The 18,826-nt window shown below is 45.1% G+C and carries 15 protein-coding genes and 2 pseudogenes; 11 read left to right on the top strand and 6 right to left on the bottom strand.

The annotated features are described in order from the left end of the window. Positions 1 to 17: 17 nt before the first annotated feature. From ACN6KS_RS11400 to ACN6KS_RS11415, 4 genes are all read left to right on the top strand, one after another. Positions 18 to 971, top strand: coding sequence for a hypothetical protein (locus tag ACN6KS_RS11400; protein ID WP_094874555.1), 954 nt, complete (start codon positions 18 to 20; stop codon positions 969 to 971). 245 nt (positions 972 to 1,216) lie between these two features. Continuing rightward, a complete protein-coding gene (locus ACN6KS_RS11405) occupies positions 1,217 to 2,035 on the top strand; it encodes a sensor histidine kinase (protein ID WP_094874554.1) in 819 nt (272 codons plus the stop codon). Continuing rightward, positions 2,032 to 2,697, top strand: a complete 666-nt coding sequence (locus ACN6KS_RS11410; RefSeq protein WP_094874553.1) for a response regulator — start codon at positions 2,032 to 2,034, stop codon at positions 2,695 to 2,697. The genes ACN6KS_RS11405 and ACN6KS_RS11410 overlap by 4 nt, the downstream gene beginning before the upstream one ends. Positions 2,698 to 2,747: 50 nt before the next feature. After that, positions 2,748 to 3,389, top strand: coding sequence for a DUF1775 domain-containing protein (locus ACN6KS_RS11415; protein WP_094874552.1), 642 nt, complete (start codon positions 2,748 to 2,750; stop codon positions 3,387 to 3,389). Between the two features lie 209 nt (positions 3,390 to 3,598). On the opposite strand, the gene ACN6KS_RS11420 is transcribed toward ACN6KS_RS11415, so the two are convergent. From ACN6KS_RS11420 to ACN6KS_RS11430, 3 genes are read right to left on the bottom strand one after another with little or no spacing between them, the layout of a single operon-like run. Then, positions 3,599 to 5,464: a CotH kinase family protein gene (locus ACN6KS_RS11420; protein ID WP_440962038.1), complete on the bottom strand. Its 1,866-nt coding sequence runs from the start codon at positions 5,462 to 5,464 to the stop codon at positions 3,599 to 3,601. A gap of 32 nt (positions 5,465 to 5,496) precedes the next feature. Continuing rightward, positions 5,497 to 6,225, bottom strand: a complete 729-nt coding sequence (locus ACN6KS_RS11425; RefSeq protein WP_094874550.1) for a DUF4956 domain-containing protein — start codon at positions 6,223 to 6,225, stop codon at positions 5,497 to 5,499. A 2-nt stretch (positions 6,226 to 6,227) separates the two neighbouring features. Then, complete coding sequence (locus tag ACN6KS_RS11430) at positions 6,228 to 6,941, bottom strand: polyphosphate polymerase domain-containing protein (protein ID WP_341134485.1); 714 nt, start codon at positions 6,939 to 6,941, stop codon at positions 6,228 to 6,230. Between the two features lie 219 nt (positions 6,942 to 7,160). On the opposite strand from ACN6KS_RS11430, the gene ACN6KS_RS11435 reads away from it, so the two are divergent. The 4 genes and pseudogenes from ACN6KS_RS11435 (at position 7,161) to ACN6KS_RS11450 (ending at position 12,661) form a co-directional block, all read left to right on the top strand. After that, the gene (locus ACN6KS_RS11435) at positions 7,161 to 8,402 is read left to right on the top strand and encodes a purple acid phosphatase family protein (RefSeq protein WP_440962039.1); all 1,242 of its coding nucleotides are present in this window, start codon (positions 7,161 to 7,163) and stop codon (positions 8,400 to 8,402) included. Positions 8,403 to 8,752: 350 nt separating this feature from the next. Next, a pseudogene (locus ACN6KS_RS11440) lies at positions 8,753 to 11,905 on the top strand (X2-like carbohydrate binding domain-containing protein); the annotation flags it as partial. A gap of 33 nt (positions 11,906 to 11,938) precedes the next feature. After that, a pseudogene (locus ACN6KS_RS11445) lies at positions 11,939 to 12,163 on the top strand (X2-like carbohydrate binding domain-containing protein); the annotation flags it as partial. A 60-nt stretch (positions 12,164 to 12,223) separates the two neighbouring features. Further along, positions 12,224 to 12,661, top strand: coding sequence for a cellulose binding domain-containing protein (locus ACN6KS_RS11450; protein WP_440962392.1), 438 nt, complete (start codon positions 12,224 to 12,226; stop codon positions 12,659 to 12,661). 588 nt (positions 12,662 to 13,249) lie between these two features. Here the strand turns inward: ACN6KS_RS11450 and ACN6KS_RS11455 are convergent. Next, positions 13,250 to 14,365, bottom strand: coding sequence for an IS110 family transposase (locus ACN6KS_RS11455; protein WP_440960470.1), 1,116 nt, complete (start codon positions 14,363 to 14,365; stop codon positions 13,250 to 13,252). 149 nt (positions 14,366 to 14,514) lie between these two features. Next, on the bottom strand, positions 14,515 to 15,255 hold the full coding sequence (locus tag ACN6KS_RS11460; protein WP_094878776.1) for an SDR family NAD(P)-dependent oxidoreductase: 741 nt from the start codon (positions 15,253 to 15,255) through the stop codon (positions 14,515 to 14,517). A 131-nt stretch (positions 15,256 to 15,386) separates the two neighbouring features. Between ACN6KS_RS11460 and ACN6KS_RS11465 the strand changes: the two genes are divergently transcribed. Genes ACN6KS_RS11465 through ACN6KS_RS11475 form a run of 3 tightly spaced genes read left to right on the top strand, consistent with a single transcriptional unit; the run spans position 15,387 to position 17,376 of the window. Next, the gene (locus ACN6KS_RS11465) at positions 15,387 to 16,280 is read left to right on the top strand and encodes a LysR family transcriptional regulator (RefSeq protein ID WP_440962040.1); all 894 of its coding nucleotides are present in this window, start codon (positions 15,387 to 15,389) and stop codon (positions 16,278 to 16,280) included. 47 nt (positions 16,281 to 16,327) lie between these two features. Then, the gene (locus tag ACN6KS_RS11470) at positions 16,328 to 16,630 is read left to right on the top strand and encodes a hypothetical protein (protein ID WP_143812473.1); all 303 of its coding nucleotides are present in this window, start codon (positions 16,328 to 16,330) and stop codon (positions 16,628 to 16,630) included. A gap of 41 nt (positions 16,631 to 16,671) precedes the next feature. After that, positions 16,672 to 17,376 (top strand): SAM-dependent methyltransferase, encoded by a 705-nt coding sequence (locus ACN6KS_RS11475; RefSeq protein ID WP_440962041.1) that lies wholly within the window; start codon positions 16,672 to 16,674, stop codon positions 17,374 to 17,376. A 102-nt stretch (positions 17,377 to 17,478) separates the two neighbouring features. Here ACN6KS_RS11475 and ACN6KS_RS11480 read toward each other — a convergent pair whose 3' ends face one another. Beyond that, entirely contained in the window at positions 17,479 to 18,693 is a 1,215-nt protein-coding gene (locus ACN6KS_RS11480) for an MFS transporter (RefSeq protein WP_440962042.1), read from the bottom strand. Positions 18,694 to 18,826: the final 133 nt, after the last annotated feature.

The following is an 18,826-nucleotide window of genomic DNA, read 5'->3' on the forward strand; positions in this document are numbered from 1 at the left end:
CGTTTGGAGGAATAAGAATGAATAAGGTCATGATAAGTTTCTTAATTGTTCTTATGTTGGTGGGTTGTTCTGGAAACAGCTCGTTGACGAGTAATGAGGATCATTTAGACTCTACACCGGAACAAAGTGCGGAAACTGTATCGCCTTCTCCAGCGCTTCCTCCTAGCGAAGAGCCAACGCCAAGCATACAGCAGACAGAAGCTTATCTAGATACCAAGAAGCTGAGAGGGAATTTTGGCTTTGCGGATGCAGAGGGGCGGAATATGCTAGTCACCGGGCACGAAAAAGGGCTGGACCAGGAGATGGCACAATTAAATGAGGCTATTGGTGATCAGGGGAATGTATTAAAGGTTAAATTTAATAAATGGCAGGATGGAACAGAGAACAGTAATGGCCGGGAGATGGCGCATAATTTTGAGAATCTGGCGGGTTATCTTTATACGGTGGAAGAGGAAAGTGCGACCCCGGATGAAACCTACTATTTGACGGATCAAATAGACTTTAAGGTTGATGCGCTTTTGCCGGTTGAAACTTTAGAGGGTCAAGAAGCTTTGTCTACTGTGGAAGTAAGTGTTCGAGAGCGTATTGTAGATACGAAAAAACGTGAAATTCAGAAAATATGGAAGCTAGCAGACCTATCTGCAAATCGGCAGCTGTATCTCGTTCAATTTGTAAGGTTGGATCAGGAGATGTTATTTAGTCTTGTCTGGAAAGAAAAAGATGAATTTACCTTCATGGACTATCCGGCGGTGATTCAAGGCGATGAATATTCAGTTTGGCGGGTGGATGATGGCGGTGAGGTCAGGCCTGAAATGTTCTCTATTCTTTTTGTAGCTGAAACCTCTGAGGGTCCGCTAGTCGGTATGAACTGGTGGGGGGCAGAGGGAGTCAATACATTTTTCTTGCACAAAGAAGGAGATTCGTTTAAGGAAATGGACATCCAATATGGACGGTATACTTCGCCGATATAGATAGGAATTCACTGTAAACGTAGAAATGGTTAGGTGCATCGTAAGATGTATCTTTTTTTTGCTACAATATAAGAAAGCTTGCTTATGATAGTATAAATGTCGGCATTCATCTTTTAAAATACTTAAATTTGTAACATTAATAGGTCAATATAGCCCGATCGAGTCATGTGGCTAAGATAAGACGGTGATAATGTTATTCATAAGATGTGCAGGAGGGGACGGCAACGTATACACGAATAAAGTACATGATCCTGTTACTGCCAACGCTAATGGTAGGGATCTGGGAAGTCGTACGCCATCAGTTTCTAATGCCTTATATTTCAATGGACTTGGGGAACTATTTGACGCCGGTTCTTGTGTTTTTGGTCAGTCTTGTATTGCTACTTCCTTTGTTTTCTCTTATGGAGCGAAATCAGCGGGAGCTGGAGCAGGAACGTGCGCTAAAAGACGCAATGAAGGCTCGGGAAGGACTAGCCAAGGAACTGCATGATGGGATGGCGCAATCTTTATTCCTCTTATCTGTCAAAATCGACCGGCTAGAAGCAAGCCGCAAGAATGGTGGAGTCAGTGAGGAAAGTGTGGATCAGATCAAAAAGACGGTCCATGAGGTGAATCGTTATGTGCGGCAGGCCATCGCTAATCTGAAGATACCGGTCTCTGAACAGAGTTCTTTTTCATTGGAACAGTCGGTAAAAGATCAGTTAGCCCAGATGGCAAATGAGATTATGATCGAAGCCTCTCTCGATTGGAGCCTGCAAGATGATGCGCTCTTCCCTTCAGAAAAATCAGAATTGTTATCCTGTATCCGCGAAGCGATCATTAATGTTCGCAAGCATACACGAGCGGGGCTGGTTTCAATTACTGGAGCTGGCGATGAGAAGCGCTGGAGAGTAGTTGTTGCAGACAATGGAGAGGGATTTGAGCATGATCCATTTGAAGTGAGTGGCAGCTATGGACTTCAGATCATGAAGGAACGTGTTGAGGGGATGGGCTGGAAGCTTAGGCTGACTTCTGGTGACACAGGCACCCAGGTTGAAATTATGAAAGGGGAAGTCAGTCTATGAGCCGATACCGGGTTTTAGTTGTGGATGATCATGCGCATGCACGTGAGGCTATGTGTGAGATTTTGTCCATGGATGACAGTTTTGAGGTCATTGGTGTAGTGGAGAGTGGCGCTGAGGCAATCGCATTTACAGCACAATGGATGCCTGATCTCATTCTAATCGACATTCAGATGCCTGTGATGGACGGTTTGGAGACTACTCGCCGGATCAAGCAGGAATATCCCTATGTCAAAATCGTTATCGTTACGGTATCGGACGAAATTTCCCATCTCCTCGAAGCGCTGAAGCAAGGTGCACAGGGGTATTTGCTAAAGAATCTGGCACCTTCCACCTGGATTCAATATTTGCAGGCCATTGTTAATGAAGAAGCGCCCCTAAGTCGGGAGCTGGCTTTTCAAATCTTGAAAGAGTTCACCGTACCTGCTGTAACGGATGAAGGGGAGTCATTGACGGCAAGGGAGAAAGAAATTTTGAGCTGTGTGTCTTCTGGATCGAAGAACAAGGAGATTGCCTTAAGCTTGGGGATTTCGGAGCATACCGTAAAAAATCATCTGAAGAACATTCTCCAAAAGCTTCAACTACAAAACCGTACACAGCTAACGCGCTATGCCTTGGAGCAAGGGCTTGCTTCACGTAAACGGGATTTTTCTAAAGATGTATAGCAAGAAGTTAAGGATGAAGTTATATAATTATGGATGAGAAGAGGCTAACCATGAACAGATTATCTCGTAAAATAATGACACTATTCGCACCAGCGGCTGCAACGCTACTATTGTTTGCAGCTGTAGCTAGCGCACACGTAACCGTGGCCCCAGCACAATCCAGTACTGGAGCTTGGGAGACTTACACACTTAAAGTCCCTTCAGAAAAAGAAGTGGCAACTGTACAAGTGGATCTACGAATTCCGGCAGGTGCCGAGTTTAAGCAATATGAAGCTACACCAGGCTGGGATGTTACTATTGACGGGAACAAAGTTAGCTGGATCGCTAACGGAGAAGGAATTAAAGCAGGACAATTCCAACGATTCTACTTCACGGCTAAGAACCCTGATGCCGCTGGCGACATCGCATGGAATGCTTATCAGCACTATGCCGATGGAAGCTTGGTTCAATGGTCCGGTGAGGCTGGAACAGAGAATCCGCATTCTATTACTACGATTGTACAAGCCTCCGGTGGTAGTGAGCATTCTCATGGTTCCAGTGACAACGGTATGAGCATGGAAGAGCATAATGCCATCATGGAAAATGAGAACAACTCAACCAGTGTCAATCCAATGGTCTATATCGCAGTTGGGATATCTTTACTTGCCTTTTTGATAGCGGCCATAAGCATTTTGCGTGGTCGGAAAGAGTAAGGTGGAATCGTTGTATTCCGTGATCAGAGTAGGATGAAAAAGAAGATTGAACTTATAACTGTGAACCGTTTCGTAGTGAAGTATGAAACGGTTCACTGTTTTTTTGTGTGGAGCTCACAAATGATATGGGATCATACAAGAAGCCTCCGCGATTAAACGACGGAGGCTTCTTGTATGAATGATTGGATAATAAGGATAACTTTACTGAACTACAGACGTTTCCGCTTATAAAAGGTTACAAAAACTGCGGTCAGCAGCAAGAGAAGGATTGCGACGCCAGTTGTGATGGCTTCACTCGTACTGCCTTTTTGCTGGACAGCACCACCGCCCATACCTCCAGGTATGCCGCCACCAAAGCCGCCACCGCCCATGCCGCCTTCAGGGAATCCAGGTCCACCCATGGCACCGGGCTCACCGCCTGCACCTCCGTTAAATTCACCTTGGACAGCTTGCCCATTGGTGTTGTCTTGTCCACCTTGGGGAGCCTGCCCGTTAGTAGCGGTTTGGTCAGCTTGATTGGTCTGCCCACCATCCGCTGCTTGTGAATTACTGCCAGGACCATTGCCGCCTTCAGGGATAGCAGGTCCGCCCATGGCACCGGGTTCGCCACCCGCGCCACCTTGTGGAGTCTGACCATTCGCAGGTGCATGCCCACTTTCGGCACTCTGTGCAGTTGCGCCAGCTCCAGCAGCAGTGCTGTCGCCGTTAGGATCAGCGGCCCCCGGTGCTGCGCCATTCCTAGCGCCGCCACCAAAGCCACCGCCGCCCATACCACCACCCATGCCGCTACCCGATCCGTCCCCGGAGGAAGGAATGGTGCCATCGAGCTGCTGTTGGATACTTTTCGCCATGTTCGACATGAAGGTCTTAACAGACGTTAGCCCACTTTCATACTGCTCGAAGGTGTAGAAGGCGGATGGATCTGCTTTGACATAGCTGGAAATCATCGTGTCCAGCTCATCCATCCGAGCTTGGAACGTATCGTCTGCTAGATAGCCATTAATCATCTCGCTGACAATCTCGTGATATTTCGCTTTGTATTCGTCGTTAGCAAGCAGCTTCGCAATCAGCGGACGTTCTGACAATGTGCCTTGAGTGGGCTCGTCAATCAGCACATCTGCACTACCCATACCCCCAAAGGCCATATTATAATCCCATGGCAGTATGGAGAAGACTCCATCATCTTCATACAGGTAATAATTTTGCTTATTACCACCTAAATAGCTGTCCATATTAGCCGTTACCGCATTTAGAGCGATATACTTCAAGGATTCCTCTACGTCGATGTATTTTTCATAATCATTGCCGTTATTAAGCTCATCCAGCATGTCGATGAGAATATCATCGTTGGATTTATCCGATTTCATTTCTAGTCCGGTATATAGCGATGGATCATCGCCAAGCCAAGTCAAATCACTGCCCTGGCCAGTCATAACGCCTTTATAAAGTGCTCCATAAGCGTTGCCAAAATTGCGTTCCAGATAAGCATCACCGATCTGTTCCACCGCGAGATAGAAGCCCTTTAGTTCATCGTTGACATATACATTGACGAAGGAATATTTCGGTGTTGGGAGTCCGACACTTTCAGCGAGCTCATAGGTTAGAAACTCACGCATATAAGAAGCATCGCTGTAATTATTATTCAGGTTGATCTTTGTAATGCCAAACAGATTCTGGTTCACATACTCATCAAAAGATATTTTGAAGCTGTAGCGATCAGAGTCTGTCATTTGTACTACACTTCTGAGACTAAGATTTCCTTTGGTCCGTACGGCCACGTTATCAAATTTAATGCCATTGTACTCCACGGATGCGGCTTTATATTCTTCCGCGCTGGCATTATCCAGCATATCCTGAAAATCATCCGGGTCCAGAGTGATTTTGACATCGACGACCTTGTCTTTTGGAAAAACCTGATCGTCTAAACTTTTCTCATCGCTTGAAATCACCTTCTCCTGCGTATCTGACGCATTGTTATTTGTTGCAGATGGACTTGTGTTCTGGCAACCAACTACGGCGATGACCAGCAGCAGGCAGCAAAAACTCAGCAGGATTGATTTACCTCTGGCTTTCATCTGTGGCACCGTCCTTCATCTTGTTGTAATAATTAAGATACATAGTCGCCGCTATAGCTGATCAGGAGTGCATTTTTGACACCTTTAAGATCGGAGACAGTGTTGACAAAGCCGCCTACTTTATCATCCAAACGAAGCTCCAGTGTCAATTCAATATTGTTTGCGGATACGGTTTTTTGCTTCACGTTGTAGCGCTTCACAGATTTGGTGATATGGCTGTGAACTTCACGTTCACTTTCATCACTATCACAGTTAATGACCAGTAAGTAGGGTGTTTCGATAGCAGAATGTTTGATGAACAGAAATAGAATTAGACCGATGATGATCGAACCAACAATAGCTAAAGTGAAGAATCCTGCGCCAGTTACGATCCCTGCGACAGCGGCCCAGAATAAGAAGATCAGATCTGTCGGATCTTTGATCGGCGTTCTGAAACGAACGATGGACAAGGCACCGACCATACCGAGGGACAGCACAAGGTTAGAGTTGATGGCAATGATAACAGTGGCTGTAATCATGGTCATGCCCATTAGGGAGACATTGAAGCTTTTGGAGTACAATACTCCGCTAAATACACGTTTGTAGAGCAGATAGATGAAGTAGCCGATCAGAAAAGCTACACCCAGCGTGATGAGCATTTTCGAGATGCTAATATCGGATACAAAGTTGTCCATCACCGAATTTTTAATAATATCTGAAAAAGTATTTGTGGTTGTATCTGAGGTTGCAGTTGCTGCTAGCGATGCAAGTGATGCATTCATAATCAATAATCCTCCCAAGTGTTGGTTTTTAGAAATTTGCGGCAGATCACATATTTTGAAGCGGACTGTCTGTTCAGCCCTTCTAACTGCAGCGCAATTTTAATATATTCCGGAATGTACTCATCGAATTTCACTTCAAAAATAATGAAGTTCTCATCAATCGCCCGAATCGGATGCAAATCCTTATCAAAAATATCCGTCGAATGCAGACCAGTACGTAAATCCTTATCGAACGTGATCCGCACATTGCCGTTGTGGCAAACATAGGGCTCGCGAACATAATCCACGATGACCTTCGGCCGAAGCAGGTTGTGGCGCATTTGATTGTATAATTCCATGAACAGTGGACTGTCCGGGACATTTAGGACCTCATAGTTGCCTGCCATGATCTCATCGTACATTTGACGGGTCAGCGGCTCTTTGATTTTAGCGATGTAATCGTCCATTTTTATTTTTTTCTCAAAGTGAATGATATGGTCCTGAATGTTGTAAATTCTAATCCGATATTTGGCGCGTTCTCTGAGACCACCAAGTTTGTCGGCAAGCGCTGTATTGTTGATGTCGTCAAAATACAAACTGCGAATATGATATTCGCCACTCTCATTGGCGTGTTGGTCTGTATCAATCAAGCTCTGTAATCGCTGGCGCAATATAAGGTATTGATGATAGTTAATAAAGAACTTTAGCTCATGCCGGAATTGCAGCTTGTTACTCATTTTCCCACCTCGTTTCTATCTCTATCTCTGTTGTTGGCTAACCTTCTTGCACAACTAATTCTAGGAGACAGACCTTATGTTTAACTTAAAATAGACTGAATGTTAGCTGAATGTTTTACACTGCGTTAACAAAAGTATGGATCTATGAATTTGACTTCTGACTTTCTGGAAGGCTATCTTAGTTAGAAGACTAGAGAGTGGACTTAAGGAGGAACCGTGATGAAAGACTATAAATTCGCCATCATCCTAGGGATCTTAGTGATTGTATTAATCTTGGTGGCTGTTGGGATGGAGTGGTCCAAATCCGGGAGTTCCGCGAAATCATCAACCCCGTTTGATCTGATCACCACCTTTAAGGGAGATGCGGGCACGAGCCGTGCGTTTACTTGGTATACTAATGATTCCAATGCCGCAGGAATTTTGGAGTTCGTAAAGGGACAGGTCGCCTCTTTTGCAAATTCGGATGTATTAAGGGTAGAAGCAGATAGCAGTTCTATAAAAACAGATAAGGGTACCAGAGGTGTTCATAAAGCTGAGGTAACCGGACTTGAGCCTGGGACGTTATATTCTTACAGGGTGGGCAGTGGTATTGAGGGGGAATGGAGTACAGTTGCAGAATTCACCACAGAAGAGACAGGACTCGATAGTGTTACGTTTATCAACGTTACAGATTCCCAAGGAGAGTCTGCGGAGGATTTTAAACGGTGGGGGAAGACAATGAATAAGGCTTTTCAGACATTTCCAGAAGCCAAGTTTATTGTACATAACGGGGATCTGACGGAGAACCCGGAGGATTCGGCGGGCTGGGATGAGTTTTTTAGCAATATTCAGGGCTGGATTTCAGGGATCCCGTTAATGCCAGTCACAGGCAATCATGATGAGGTGGATGATGACGCGAAGTATTATATTTCACATTTCAATCTGCCAGATAACGGGGTAAAAGGCTCCATTGCAGGCACCTCGTATTCGTTCGATTACGGACCTGTGCATATCACAGTATTGAATACAGAGAGTAATATTAAAAAACAAACAGAGTGGCTCAAAGAAGATTTAAAGAAAACAGATAAGAAGTGGAAGATAGTCGCTATGCACCGCCCGGCTTACGGGGGGAATTCGTATAAGAAAGTAGAAGATTGGACAGGTATTTTTGATAAATATGAGGTTGATTTGGTACTGCAGGGTCATAATCATGAGTACTCCAGATCCTACCCGTTGCGAGGCGGAACAATCGTTCCAGAAGGCGAGATTCCTAAAGGGGCTTACCGAGGGACTGTATATGTGGTGACCAATGCCTCCGGAAGGAAATTTAACGAGAAAAAAGAGGATCAGTTCTATCATGCGGTACATTTTCAAAACTACAAGCAAATGTTCGCAGGGATTAGTGTTACCAAGGATAGTTTAACTTATCAAGCTTATGATGTGGATGGAAAAATGCTGGATGAATTTGTGCTTACGCATTAAGTAGTAATAGCTTTTGCGCAACAAATCAATAAAGTAAACCATCGAGAAACAGATGTCATCTTATAAGGTGGCGTCTGTTTTTTTGTGAAATGTAAGCTATGGTGTGAAAATGGTACGATTTTTAGTGACAAACTTCATAAAGAGATAACCATTTTCTCTCGATAATGAAAAAGATTGACATTATAATGAAAGCGTTATCAGTATTTTTAGAAATTCATGTTTAGGGGGAGGGTGAAGCGGGGGATTAAGAGTAGGAGAAAAGAAAAAGCAAACCAATAAAATTGTAGGAGGCGTAAAACGTGATTCGTAACCGTATCCGAAAAACAGGACTATTAGTCCTGCTTGGCGCGATGGTAGGCTCTTTATTCTCTGCATTCCCAGCTACTACCCATGCAGCTTCAAGTGAACCGTATACCTGGAAAAGTGTTGTAACGGGAGCAGGCGGGGGCTTTGTGCCCGGTATTATTTTTAATCAGTCTGAACCCAATTTAATTTATGCCAGAACAGATATCGGGGGTGCCTATCGCTGGAATCAGGCTACCTCTAGTTGGACTTCAATTAGTGACTCCGTAGGCTGGGTGGATTGGAATAAGAATGGCGTGGATGCCCTTGCTACAGATCCTATTGATCCAAACAAAGTCTATATGGCAACAGGCACTTATACTAACTCCTGGGATAATAACGGTCAGATCATGCGCTCTAGTGACCGGGGAAACACTTGGCAAACCACTCCACTGCCTTTTAAGGTAGGTGGCAATATGCCGGGCCGCTCTGCGGGTGAACGCCTCGTCATCGACCCGAATAAGAATAATATTTTATTCTTCGGAGCCAGAAGTGGTAATGGACTATGGAAAAGTACGGACTCCGGTGTGACTTGGGCGAAGGTAACCTCTTTTACGAATGTAGGAACATATATTCAGAATCCGACACTGGATTATGGAAATGATCTCGTTGGCTTATCCTGGATCACGTTTGATAAAAGCACAGGAACACTTGGCAATGCGACTCAAACGATATATGTAGGGGTTGCCGACACAGCAAGCAGCGTTTATCGCAGTACAGATGGAGGCGTGACTTGGACAGCTCTGGCAGGACAACCTACGGGCTACTTGCCACATCATGGCGTGCTTTCATCTACAGGCGATCTATATATTACTTATAGCAATGGTGTAGGTCCTTATGACGGAAGTAAAGGTGAGGTTTGGAAATACAATAAAACAAGCGGTGCTTGGACGAATATCAGTCCTTCAACCGGAACGGATAATTGGTATGGCTTCGGTGGTTTAGCTTTGGATGCTCAAAATCCTAACACAGTTATGGTATCCAGTTTAAATGCTTGGTGGCCTGATGAAGTGATTTTCCGCAGTACGAACGGTGGTGCAACATGGAGCCAGATTTGGGACTGGGGCAATTATCCAGAACGAACTTATAAGTTCAGTATGGATATCACAGCAGCACCTTGGCTCGATCATGGAACGACTTCGACCTCTCTTGATCCTTCACCGAAGCTCGGCTGGATGATGGGCGATCTGGAGATTGACCCATTCAACTCTAACCGGATGATGTATGGTACGGGGGCTACCATTTATGGCTCGAACAATTTGACCTCATGGGATACCGGAGGCAAGGTGAATATCTCTGTTATGGCAAAGGGGGTGGAGGAAACGGCTGTGCTCGGACTGATAAGCCCGCCAACGGGAACCTCCCATTTGATCACTGCGCTTGGTGATGTATCTGGTTTCCGGCATGAGGATTTGTCGGTAGCGCCAACTAAATTCCAGACCAGTCCTTCCTGGGCCACAACGATGAGCATTGATTATGCAGAGCTGAGTCCATCCTATATCGTACGGGTAGGCAGCGCAGATAAAGAGAAGACACCAAGTATGAAATCCATTGGTATCTCTAACGATGGTGGAGTGAACTGGTATATGCCAAATTCCGAACCTTCAAATGGGACCAAAACAACAGTAGGGCATGGACAAGTTGCAGTGTCTGCAAGTGGGAACTCCATACTGTGGAGCACCTCGGATATTGGTGTGTACTACTCCAAAACTTCAGGGAATTCTTGGACAGCTAGCACAGGATTACCTGCAGGAGCAAAAGTAGCATCTGACCGAGTGAATGCTAGCAAATTTTATGGATTTTTTGCTGGGGTCTTCTATGTTAGTGTGGATGGCGGAGCTACATTTACTGCCACTTCAGCTTCAGGATTCCCAACGAATAATGTAGCTGGATTACAGCCGAATGAAGCTCAGATCAGTATGAAGGCCGTACCCGGTATTGAAGGTGACCTCTGGTTTGCTGGAGGAAATACGACTGAGAATAAGTATGGTTTGTGGCACTCCACGAACTCTGGTGCGAGCTTCACAAAGTTAAGCAACGTACAAGAAGCTGATCTCATTGGTTATGGAATGGCTGCTCCGGGTCAAACTTACATGGCACTGTACACGGTAGCGAAGATTGATGGCGTGCGGGGTGTCTTCCGTTCTGATGATGTTGGCGCAACTTGGGTTCGTATTAATGACGATGCCCACCAATACGCCAAGATTAATATGGCGATTACTGGTGACCCAAGAATTTACGGACGTGTATATCTTGGAACGAATGGCCGAGGCACTTTGTATGCTGACCCTGTCAATCCACCAGCTACAGGCTCAACCATTACTCCAACAACCGCAAGCTTTGATAAGAAAACAGTGAATCAAGCAGATGTAGCACTAACCATGACGCTGAACGGAAACACACTCAGCTCGATCAAGAACGGAACAGCCACCCTCGTAGCTGGAACGGATTACACAGTCAGCGGATCGACGGTGACGATTAAGAAATCATATCTGGCGACACAAGCGGTAGGAACAACCACGTTGACGTTTAGCTTTAGCGCGGGAGCTGCGCAATCCCTGGCAGTTACGGTGACGGATACGACAACACCAGTATCCAATTCCACAATAACGCCAACAACCGCAAGCTTCGATAAGAAAATAGCGAATCAAGCTGATGTAGCAGTAACTATGACGCTCAATGGCAATACGCTCAGCACGATCAAGAACGGAACAGCCACCCTCGTAGCTGGAACGGATTACACAGTCAGCGGATCGACGGTGACGATTAAGAAATCATATCTGGCGATACAAGCGGTAGGAACAACCACGTTGACGTTTAGCTTTAGCGCGGGAGCTGCGCAATCCCTGGCAGTTACGGTGACGGATACGACAACACCAGTATCCAATTCCACGATAACGCCAACAACAGCAAGCTTCGATAAGAAAATAGCGAATCAAGCTGATGTAGCAGTAACTATGACGCTCAATGGCAATACGCTCAGCACGATCAAGAACGGAGCAGCAACGCTCGTAGCTGGAACGGATTACACAGTCAGCGGATCGACGGTGACGATTAAAAAATCGTATCTAGCGACACAAGCGTTAGGAACGACTACACTGACGTTCAGCTTTAGCGCAGGAGCTACGCAATCCTTAGCGGTTGCGGTGACAGATACGACAACACCTATATCCAACTCCGCGATAACACCAACAACTGCAGGCTTCGATAAGAAAATAGCGAATCAAGCAGACGTAGCAGTAACTATGACGCTGAATGGAAACACACTCAGCACGATCAAGAACGGAACAGCAACGCTCGTAGCTGGAACGGATTACACAGTCAGCGGATCGACGGTGACGATTAAAAAATCGTATCTAGCGACACAAGCGTTAGGAACAACAACGTTATCTTTTGAGTTTAGTGCAGGAGCTGCGCAATCCTTGGCGATCACCATTGCAGATACGACAGTAGCTCCTACAGCAGCACTGAAGGTACAGATGTATAACGGTACATTATCTGCTTCTGGAAATACACTGAATCCAAAGTTTAAACTGGTGAATACGAGTACAAGTGCAGTTACTCTCTCTGATGTGAAATTAAGATACTATTACACGATTGATGGGGAGAAGCCGCAAAGCTTCTTCTGCGATTGGTCACAGGTGGGAAGTGCGAATGTAACTGGAGCGTTTGTGAAGCTGCCAACCGCTAAAGCGGATGCGGATTATTATTTTGAGATCGGATTCACAAGTACAGCAGGTTCACTTGCTGCGGGTGGCAGCATCGATATCCAGGTGCGTGTGTCTAAAGAGGACTGGACGAATTACACGCAAACCGGAGATTATTCCTTCAATGCGGTGGATACCAATTATGTGGACTGGACCAAAGCACCCGTGTACGTCTCAGGTAATCTGATTTGGGGTAGTGAACCTAACTAAGAATCTTCACTAAGCATTACGTTGGAAAAGCCGTCCTAAAAGTAGAGATTTCTACTTTTGGGGCGGCTTCTTTTTTATAGAATAGGCCAAACCATGGCCAGGTGTAGGCTAGAGAATAATTAGGGAAAAACTCCCTGAAAATAGCCGTTATTCGCTATAAATGAGCAAAAATAGGGAATTCCTCCCTAAAAATCGAGGAGATTTCTTAATTTTCCACCAAATCAACCAAATTACAGGGAGGTTTTCCCTAATTGTTAGTTGGATGATCGAAGATCTCAGAATTTCAGGGAGAAATTCCCTGCTATGAACGAATTCGTCAATTCCCCTGTTTTCCCCTTTAAACCAAAGGGTTTTCAATCCCTTGGGCACAGAGACAAAATGCAAGTCGTCGGCTGGCAATCTGCTATCCGTGGGTTGGTTACCACATGTTATGCCTACGTCGAAAGAGCTTCCGCAAACTAATTTCGCACGTCAGATCAGGGATCCTGTGCATAGGGAATTCACGGATTCTCCTCGTACCTTTCTCTTTGTCTCCATGCCCCAAGGATTCAAATCTCTTGGGATATTTTTTATTCTTTCTTATTCGAATTATGCCATTCTTCGTTCTGCGTCTACCGCAATCGACCAGATGAATCCAACTAACTCACGACCTACTGCAGCCATGGTTAAATTTCGGTGCTTCCCGCGTCTGACTAACTTCAGATACTTGCTGTGTAACCGTTCTTGGGCCTTCCACGACGTTTCATGCACATGAGCACTTTGCCCCTCCAATCGCACGGTTAAATCTCCTTTAATCGCTGGACGGTGACGGTAACTCCATGCAGACTCTACCAGTGCGCGCCTTACTCCAGAATTTCCGACTTTTGTAAGACTACCTCTTTTGGTGCTTGCTCCCGATGAATACTCCCGTGGGACGAGTCCCAGATAACTCATGAGCTGAGCCGGTGAACGAAAACGCTCGAAATTCCCAATCTCAACCACTAAAGTCATAGCTGTCAGCAGAGCGATTCCCCGCAGACCTTGCAATGCTTGAATGACAGGTGCGTAGGGACAGATCTGCGCTTCTTCTCGCATTGCGGCTTCAAGGCGCTTGATTCGCTCCTCCACTTCCCGGAGCTGTTGCAGGGATTCGGTGAAAACTCGTTCTTGAGCTGCATGATCAAACCTCAGCATGGACAACCATTCCCGGTACCTTTTGGTCCAGCGTTTTTTCATGCCCTCTGGCTTGTGAATTTGATGGCGCAACAAAAAATGAATGAGTCGTTGCCGAGCCCGATGTAGGTCTTGCCTAGCATCTTCTCGCGCACGAATAAGATCTCGTAAGGCTTCGAGTTCTGGAGTCGGTACATAAATCGCAGTCAATTCTCCTGCACGGTGGAGCTGAGCCAGTTTTTCAGCATCCCGTCGATCTGTTTTTATGGCATCGCCAGGGCGCTGTGGCATACGCGAAGGTGCGATCACCACGCAGGAAATCCCCATCTTCGTCAACCAGCGGTACAAGTCATATCCGGTAGGTCCAGCTTCATAGCAGACCTCTAGCGTAATCCCTGAACCTTTGAGTTTCCGAATTATTTTAGCGACTGCATCAGGGGTATGGGGAATGGCTCCATAATATCGCGCGGGTTCTCGACCCTCATCTGCAATGGCCACCGCAATTTTTTCTTTAGATACATCCAAACCAACGTATTTTATGGTATTCTTCATAGTAACAGCTCCTTTCGTATGTAGCTCTGAAATGGTTGTCCTTTTAACTTCCATTTTAACCTACGGTGTGCGAAACAGGGGCTGCTTTTCGTTCATCATAACTAATTATTCGTTGCTTCACTTTGACATACGATTAGCTGTTTTTGTTGTTACAATGTTTGTCCACTGTCTACAGTAATGATCTGCCCGGTTATGGCTTCCTGTTCCAGAGTTGCGCAGACGAATTGAGCAATATCCTCAGTGGATGAAATACGCTGGAGCAGCAGATTAGGGGCTAATTGATGCATCTGTTCTTCTCGACCAGACCACCATCGAGTAGCAACAGCACCCGGTGCGACACAGTTCACTCTAATCGTTGGAGCTAGCGCATGAGCTAGAGATTTCGTAAGGCCATGAACAGCAGCTTTGGAGACGGCATAAGGAAGGGAGGAGCCTAATCCCGTGTTTCCGGCGATACTGCCGAGATTGACGATGGCTCCTGAGGCACTTTTATGCATATACGGTGCAACTGCTCTGGCGCAAAAAAACATTCCTTTCACATTTACAGCATATAGTTCATCCCAGACTTCCTCCGTTGCTTTTTCCAGATCACCCAGCGAAATATGTTTAGTAATACTGGCGTTATTCACCAGCAGATCAACCGTCCCAAAATGCTGAATAATCGAATGAACCATACTTCGCACTTCCTGATCCTTAGAAACATCGGCTTGTACTGCTATCGCTTGCCCACCTTGATTTATAATCGTATTCACGGTTTCATTAGCTTCTGCCTCGGATCTGGAATAGTTCACTGCAACAAAGGCTCCGCGTCGGGCTAATTCCAGACTTACAGCCATGCCAATTCCAGTACCACCACCAGTTACTAAGGCTACTTTATGGTTTAAATTCATCCTCATTCACTCCTTTGGTTGGCATATGTTGTTGATAGAGAGTATTCTATAATGATTATCGGATTTCGTATAATTGAATTAATTGAAGATTTGGTTCAATTTAATTGAACTAAGTAGTGGAGGGCTCAGGAATGGATCTAAAAACAATAAAAACCTTTCAAGCCATTGTGATTTCAGGAAGCTTTAACCGTGCAGCAGAGGCATTGAATTATGCTCAATCAACGGTCACGATGCAAATGCAGAGGCTTGAATCCGACTTAGGATGTCAATTGCTTGAGCGGGGAAAACAAATCAGCTTAACAGAAGCTGGTAGATTGTTTTATGAAGAGAGCTTACATATTGTTAAGGATATGGAGCGGCTACAGAGCCGTTTGGCCAATTTGAAGATAGGCGAGGCTGGCAGCGTCCGCATAGGGGTAACGGATCCGACGGCGAGCTATCGTTTGCCGCAGTTGTTAAGTAGTTTTATGACGCAGTTTCCGAAAGTGAGGGTCTCCGTGGAGATCGCGGGAACCGCTGCACTCAGTGAACTACTTTTGCGAGGCGAAATTGATATGGCTGTTTGTTCAGCGCCAGAGCTGGGGAAAGAGCTTTATTTTGAACCCTTATTTACGGAGGAATTTGTGTTACTTATGCCAGAAGAGCATCCGTTAGCTTCCAAAGAGAATATCACACCAGAGGATTTACGGGCTCATCGGTTACTTATAACGGCAGTGAACTGTCCTTATCGCAAAAAACTAGAAAATGTGCTGCAGGAATCAGGTGGAGCACCAGTAGATACTATGGAGATTGGAAGCATGACAGCTCTAAAATATTTTGTGGAAAGTGGTTTAGGTGTCGCTCTTGTCCCTGAGATTATGCTGAATCCAGCGCCTGCAGGAACGGTATTGCGGAAGCTGGAGGGAGAAATGATTGATATGACTTGCGGAATCCTATGCAAACTTTCGGATTATCCGTTCAAGCTAGCGAGCTCCAGATTGTATCATTTTTTAAAGCAGGAACTAATCTCAACAAGGATATTTTGAATTTTAAACGAATTGTTAAGAAATAGAAAAAATAGAGAGGGCGGTGTTTGATGTTTTTTAGGAGGAAATTCAGTTTCTGGCTTTCGATTATTAGTATCATCATCTGTCTGGGTGATTATTTGGGGATTGAGATTGCAAACATCATTCTTGTGCGACTTAATCCAATTATAGATACGCTGATCTTTATGAAGCCCTTTGCAAACTGGATGGTTGATGTTAATAATACGGAATGGGCTGCAAGCAGTATACTAATCAGCGTCAAATTCCCCACGTATGTAATTCATTTTGGGACGTTCCTAATTTTAGGACTTCTTATAGATTATCTTATACATATATTTAAACAGAAGTGAAAAGCGAGCCTATTAGCCGAGATGAGGAAAGGTGAGATGAGATGAGCGGAGCAGAGGGAAAGCTTGAGTTAGAGAGGATTGTTTTTATTGGAAGGACCTTTGAAGAGTATTTGCAGATGTTCAAATTGCAAGAAGCGGATCTTGTAGGCCGGCGGATTTTAGATTGTCCTGCAGGTGCCTGCTCTTTTACAGCGATATCGAATCAGTTAGGGAGTGACGTGACTGCTTCGGATATCGCTTATTACTACTCTGCGGAAGAGCTTGGAGATAAAGGGGTTCAAGATATTGAGCATGCTATGTCTGAGTTGGATAAGGTACAGGGCAATTTTGTATGGGACTACTTCAAGTCTATAGAGGATTTAACACAAGCGAGAAGTAAGGCTTTAAACGATAACATCAAGGATCAGAGACAAACCCCGGAGCGATATGTTCCTGTGATTTTACCTAATCTGCCGTTCAATGATGAGGATTTTGATCTGACATTGTCCGCGCATTTCCTATTTACGTATAATGATCGGCTGGACTATGATTTTCATCTAAGGACTGTTAATGAACTTATGCGGGTCACTAGAGGAGAGCTTCGTATTTTCCCTTTAGTTGATTTGTCTTGCAAAAGATATGAGTATCTAGATCGCCTTATAGATGAGATGGTTCAACAAGGCTTTGCTGTGGCGGAGATGGAGGTTCCTTATGAATTTCAAAAAGGGGCAAATCAGATGCTAAGCATTAGAAGAATGAAGCCATAAGATAGCAGATAGCTATAGTTTGTAAAATAAAAACGAGGGTCTCTAAGCTATTTTTATCGCTTTGGAGACACCCTCGTTTTTTAAATATTGCCCTATAAAAAATTACGCTACTTTCTCTTTACGTTCTGCTATATAACAAGCAATCCCAAGTACCAGACCGAGTCCTACCAGAACGGCACCGACCCATGGCAGCGAAGTAATCGCAAGATGAGAAATGACCCATCCACCGATGAAGGCACCCGTTGCATTCCCTAGATTCCCTGCGGAGTGGCTAGTCGTTGAAGCGAGTGCGGGAGCGGCCTGAGCCAGACTCATGATCCGTATTTGTAGTCCTGGCATAACCGCAAAGGACACCAAACCCCAGAAGAAGATTGTAATGACCGCAGCAATTGGACTGTGCATTGTAAAGGAAAATATCGTAAGAATGACACTAACTGCAAAATAAAGTCCCACGATAGAAGGCATCAGCTTCCAATCCGCTAGCTTCCCACCAACGATATTTCCGATGGTTACACCACAGCCAAAGAGGACTAGAATCCATGTCACGCTATGCTCGGCAAATCCGGTCACCTGCTGAAGCAGGGGCGCAATATAAGTGAACACCGTGAACAAGCTGGCGTTACCAAGCGCACCGATCAGTAAGAATAGAAGCAATTTAGGATTAGCTAGCGCAGAAATTTGCTGGATTACACTAGCAGGTTTGTCTTGTTTAAGCTTTGGAATGAAAATAAGAATGCCGATTAGTGCAACGACTCCCATGACTGCTATCGCAGCAAATGAGGCGCGCCAGCCCATGCTTTGTCCAATAAATGTTCCTAAAGGAACGCCAACAATATTGGCTATCGTTAAACCCGCCATCATAATAGATACGGCTCCGGCCCTCCTATTGGGCTTGACCAGATTAGAAGCGATCACTGCGCCCACGCCAAAGAAAGTTCCGTGTGTTAAAGCTGTGATGATACGAGCTATCATAAGAACGGCATAGTTTGGAGCAAATACTGAGATTCCGTTACCTAGAATAAATAATACCATGAGCAGGCATAACAGTTTCTTTTGCGGAATTCGTTGTGTAAGGATGGTTAGGATAGGAGCGCCGACGGCTACCCCAAGGGCATACATCGTAATGAGCTGGCCTGCCGTTGAAATACTAACCTGTAAATCCTTGGCTACATTTGGTAAAATACCCATGATGACAAATTCAGTCATTCCAATGGCAAAAGCGCCTACCGTAAGCGAAAGAATAGAGATGGGGAAAGGTTCTTTGCGTGTTTTTTTCACACGGGCTGGTTCCTTGTTGAGGCTTGGAATTGCGTTCATGGTGCCGATGTTCAACCTTTCTTCTGTCTGTAATGAAGCTCCACCCTTATTGAGATGATAGATCCGACATGTAGTACTGCTTTATATTATTTAGTTTTCTGAAATTATTTTCAAGAGAAATATTTATTTCAGA

Source organism: Paenibacillus nitricinens (assembly GCF_052056485.1).
Classification (GTDB): Bacteria; Bacillota; Bacilli; order Paenibacillales; family Paenibacillaceae; genus Paenibacillus_AQ; species Paenibacillus_AQ nitricinens.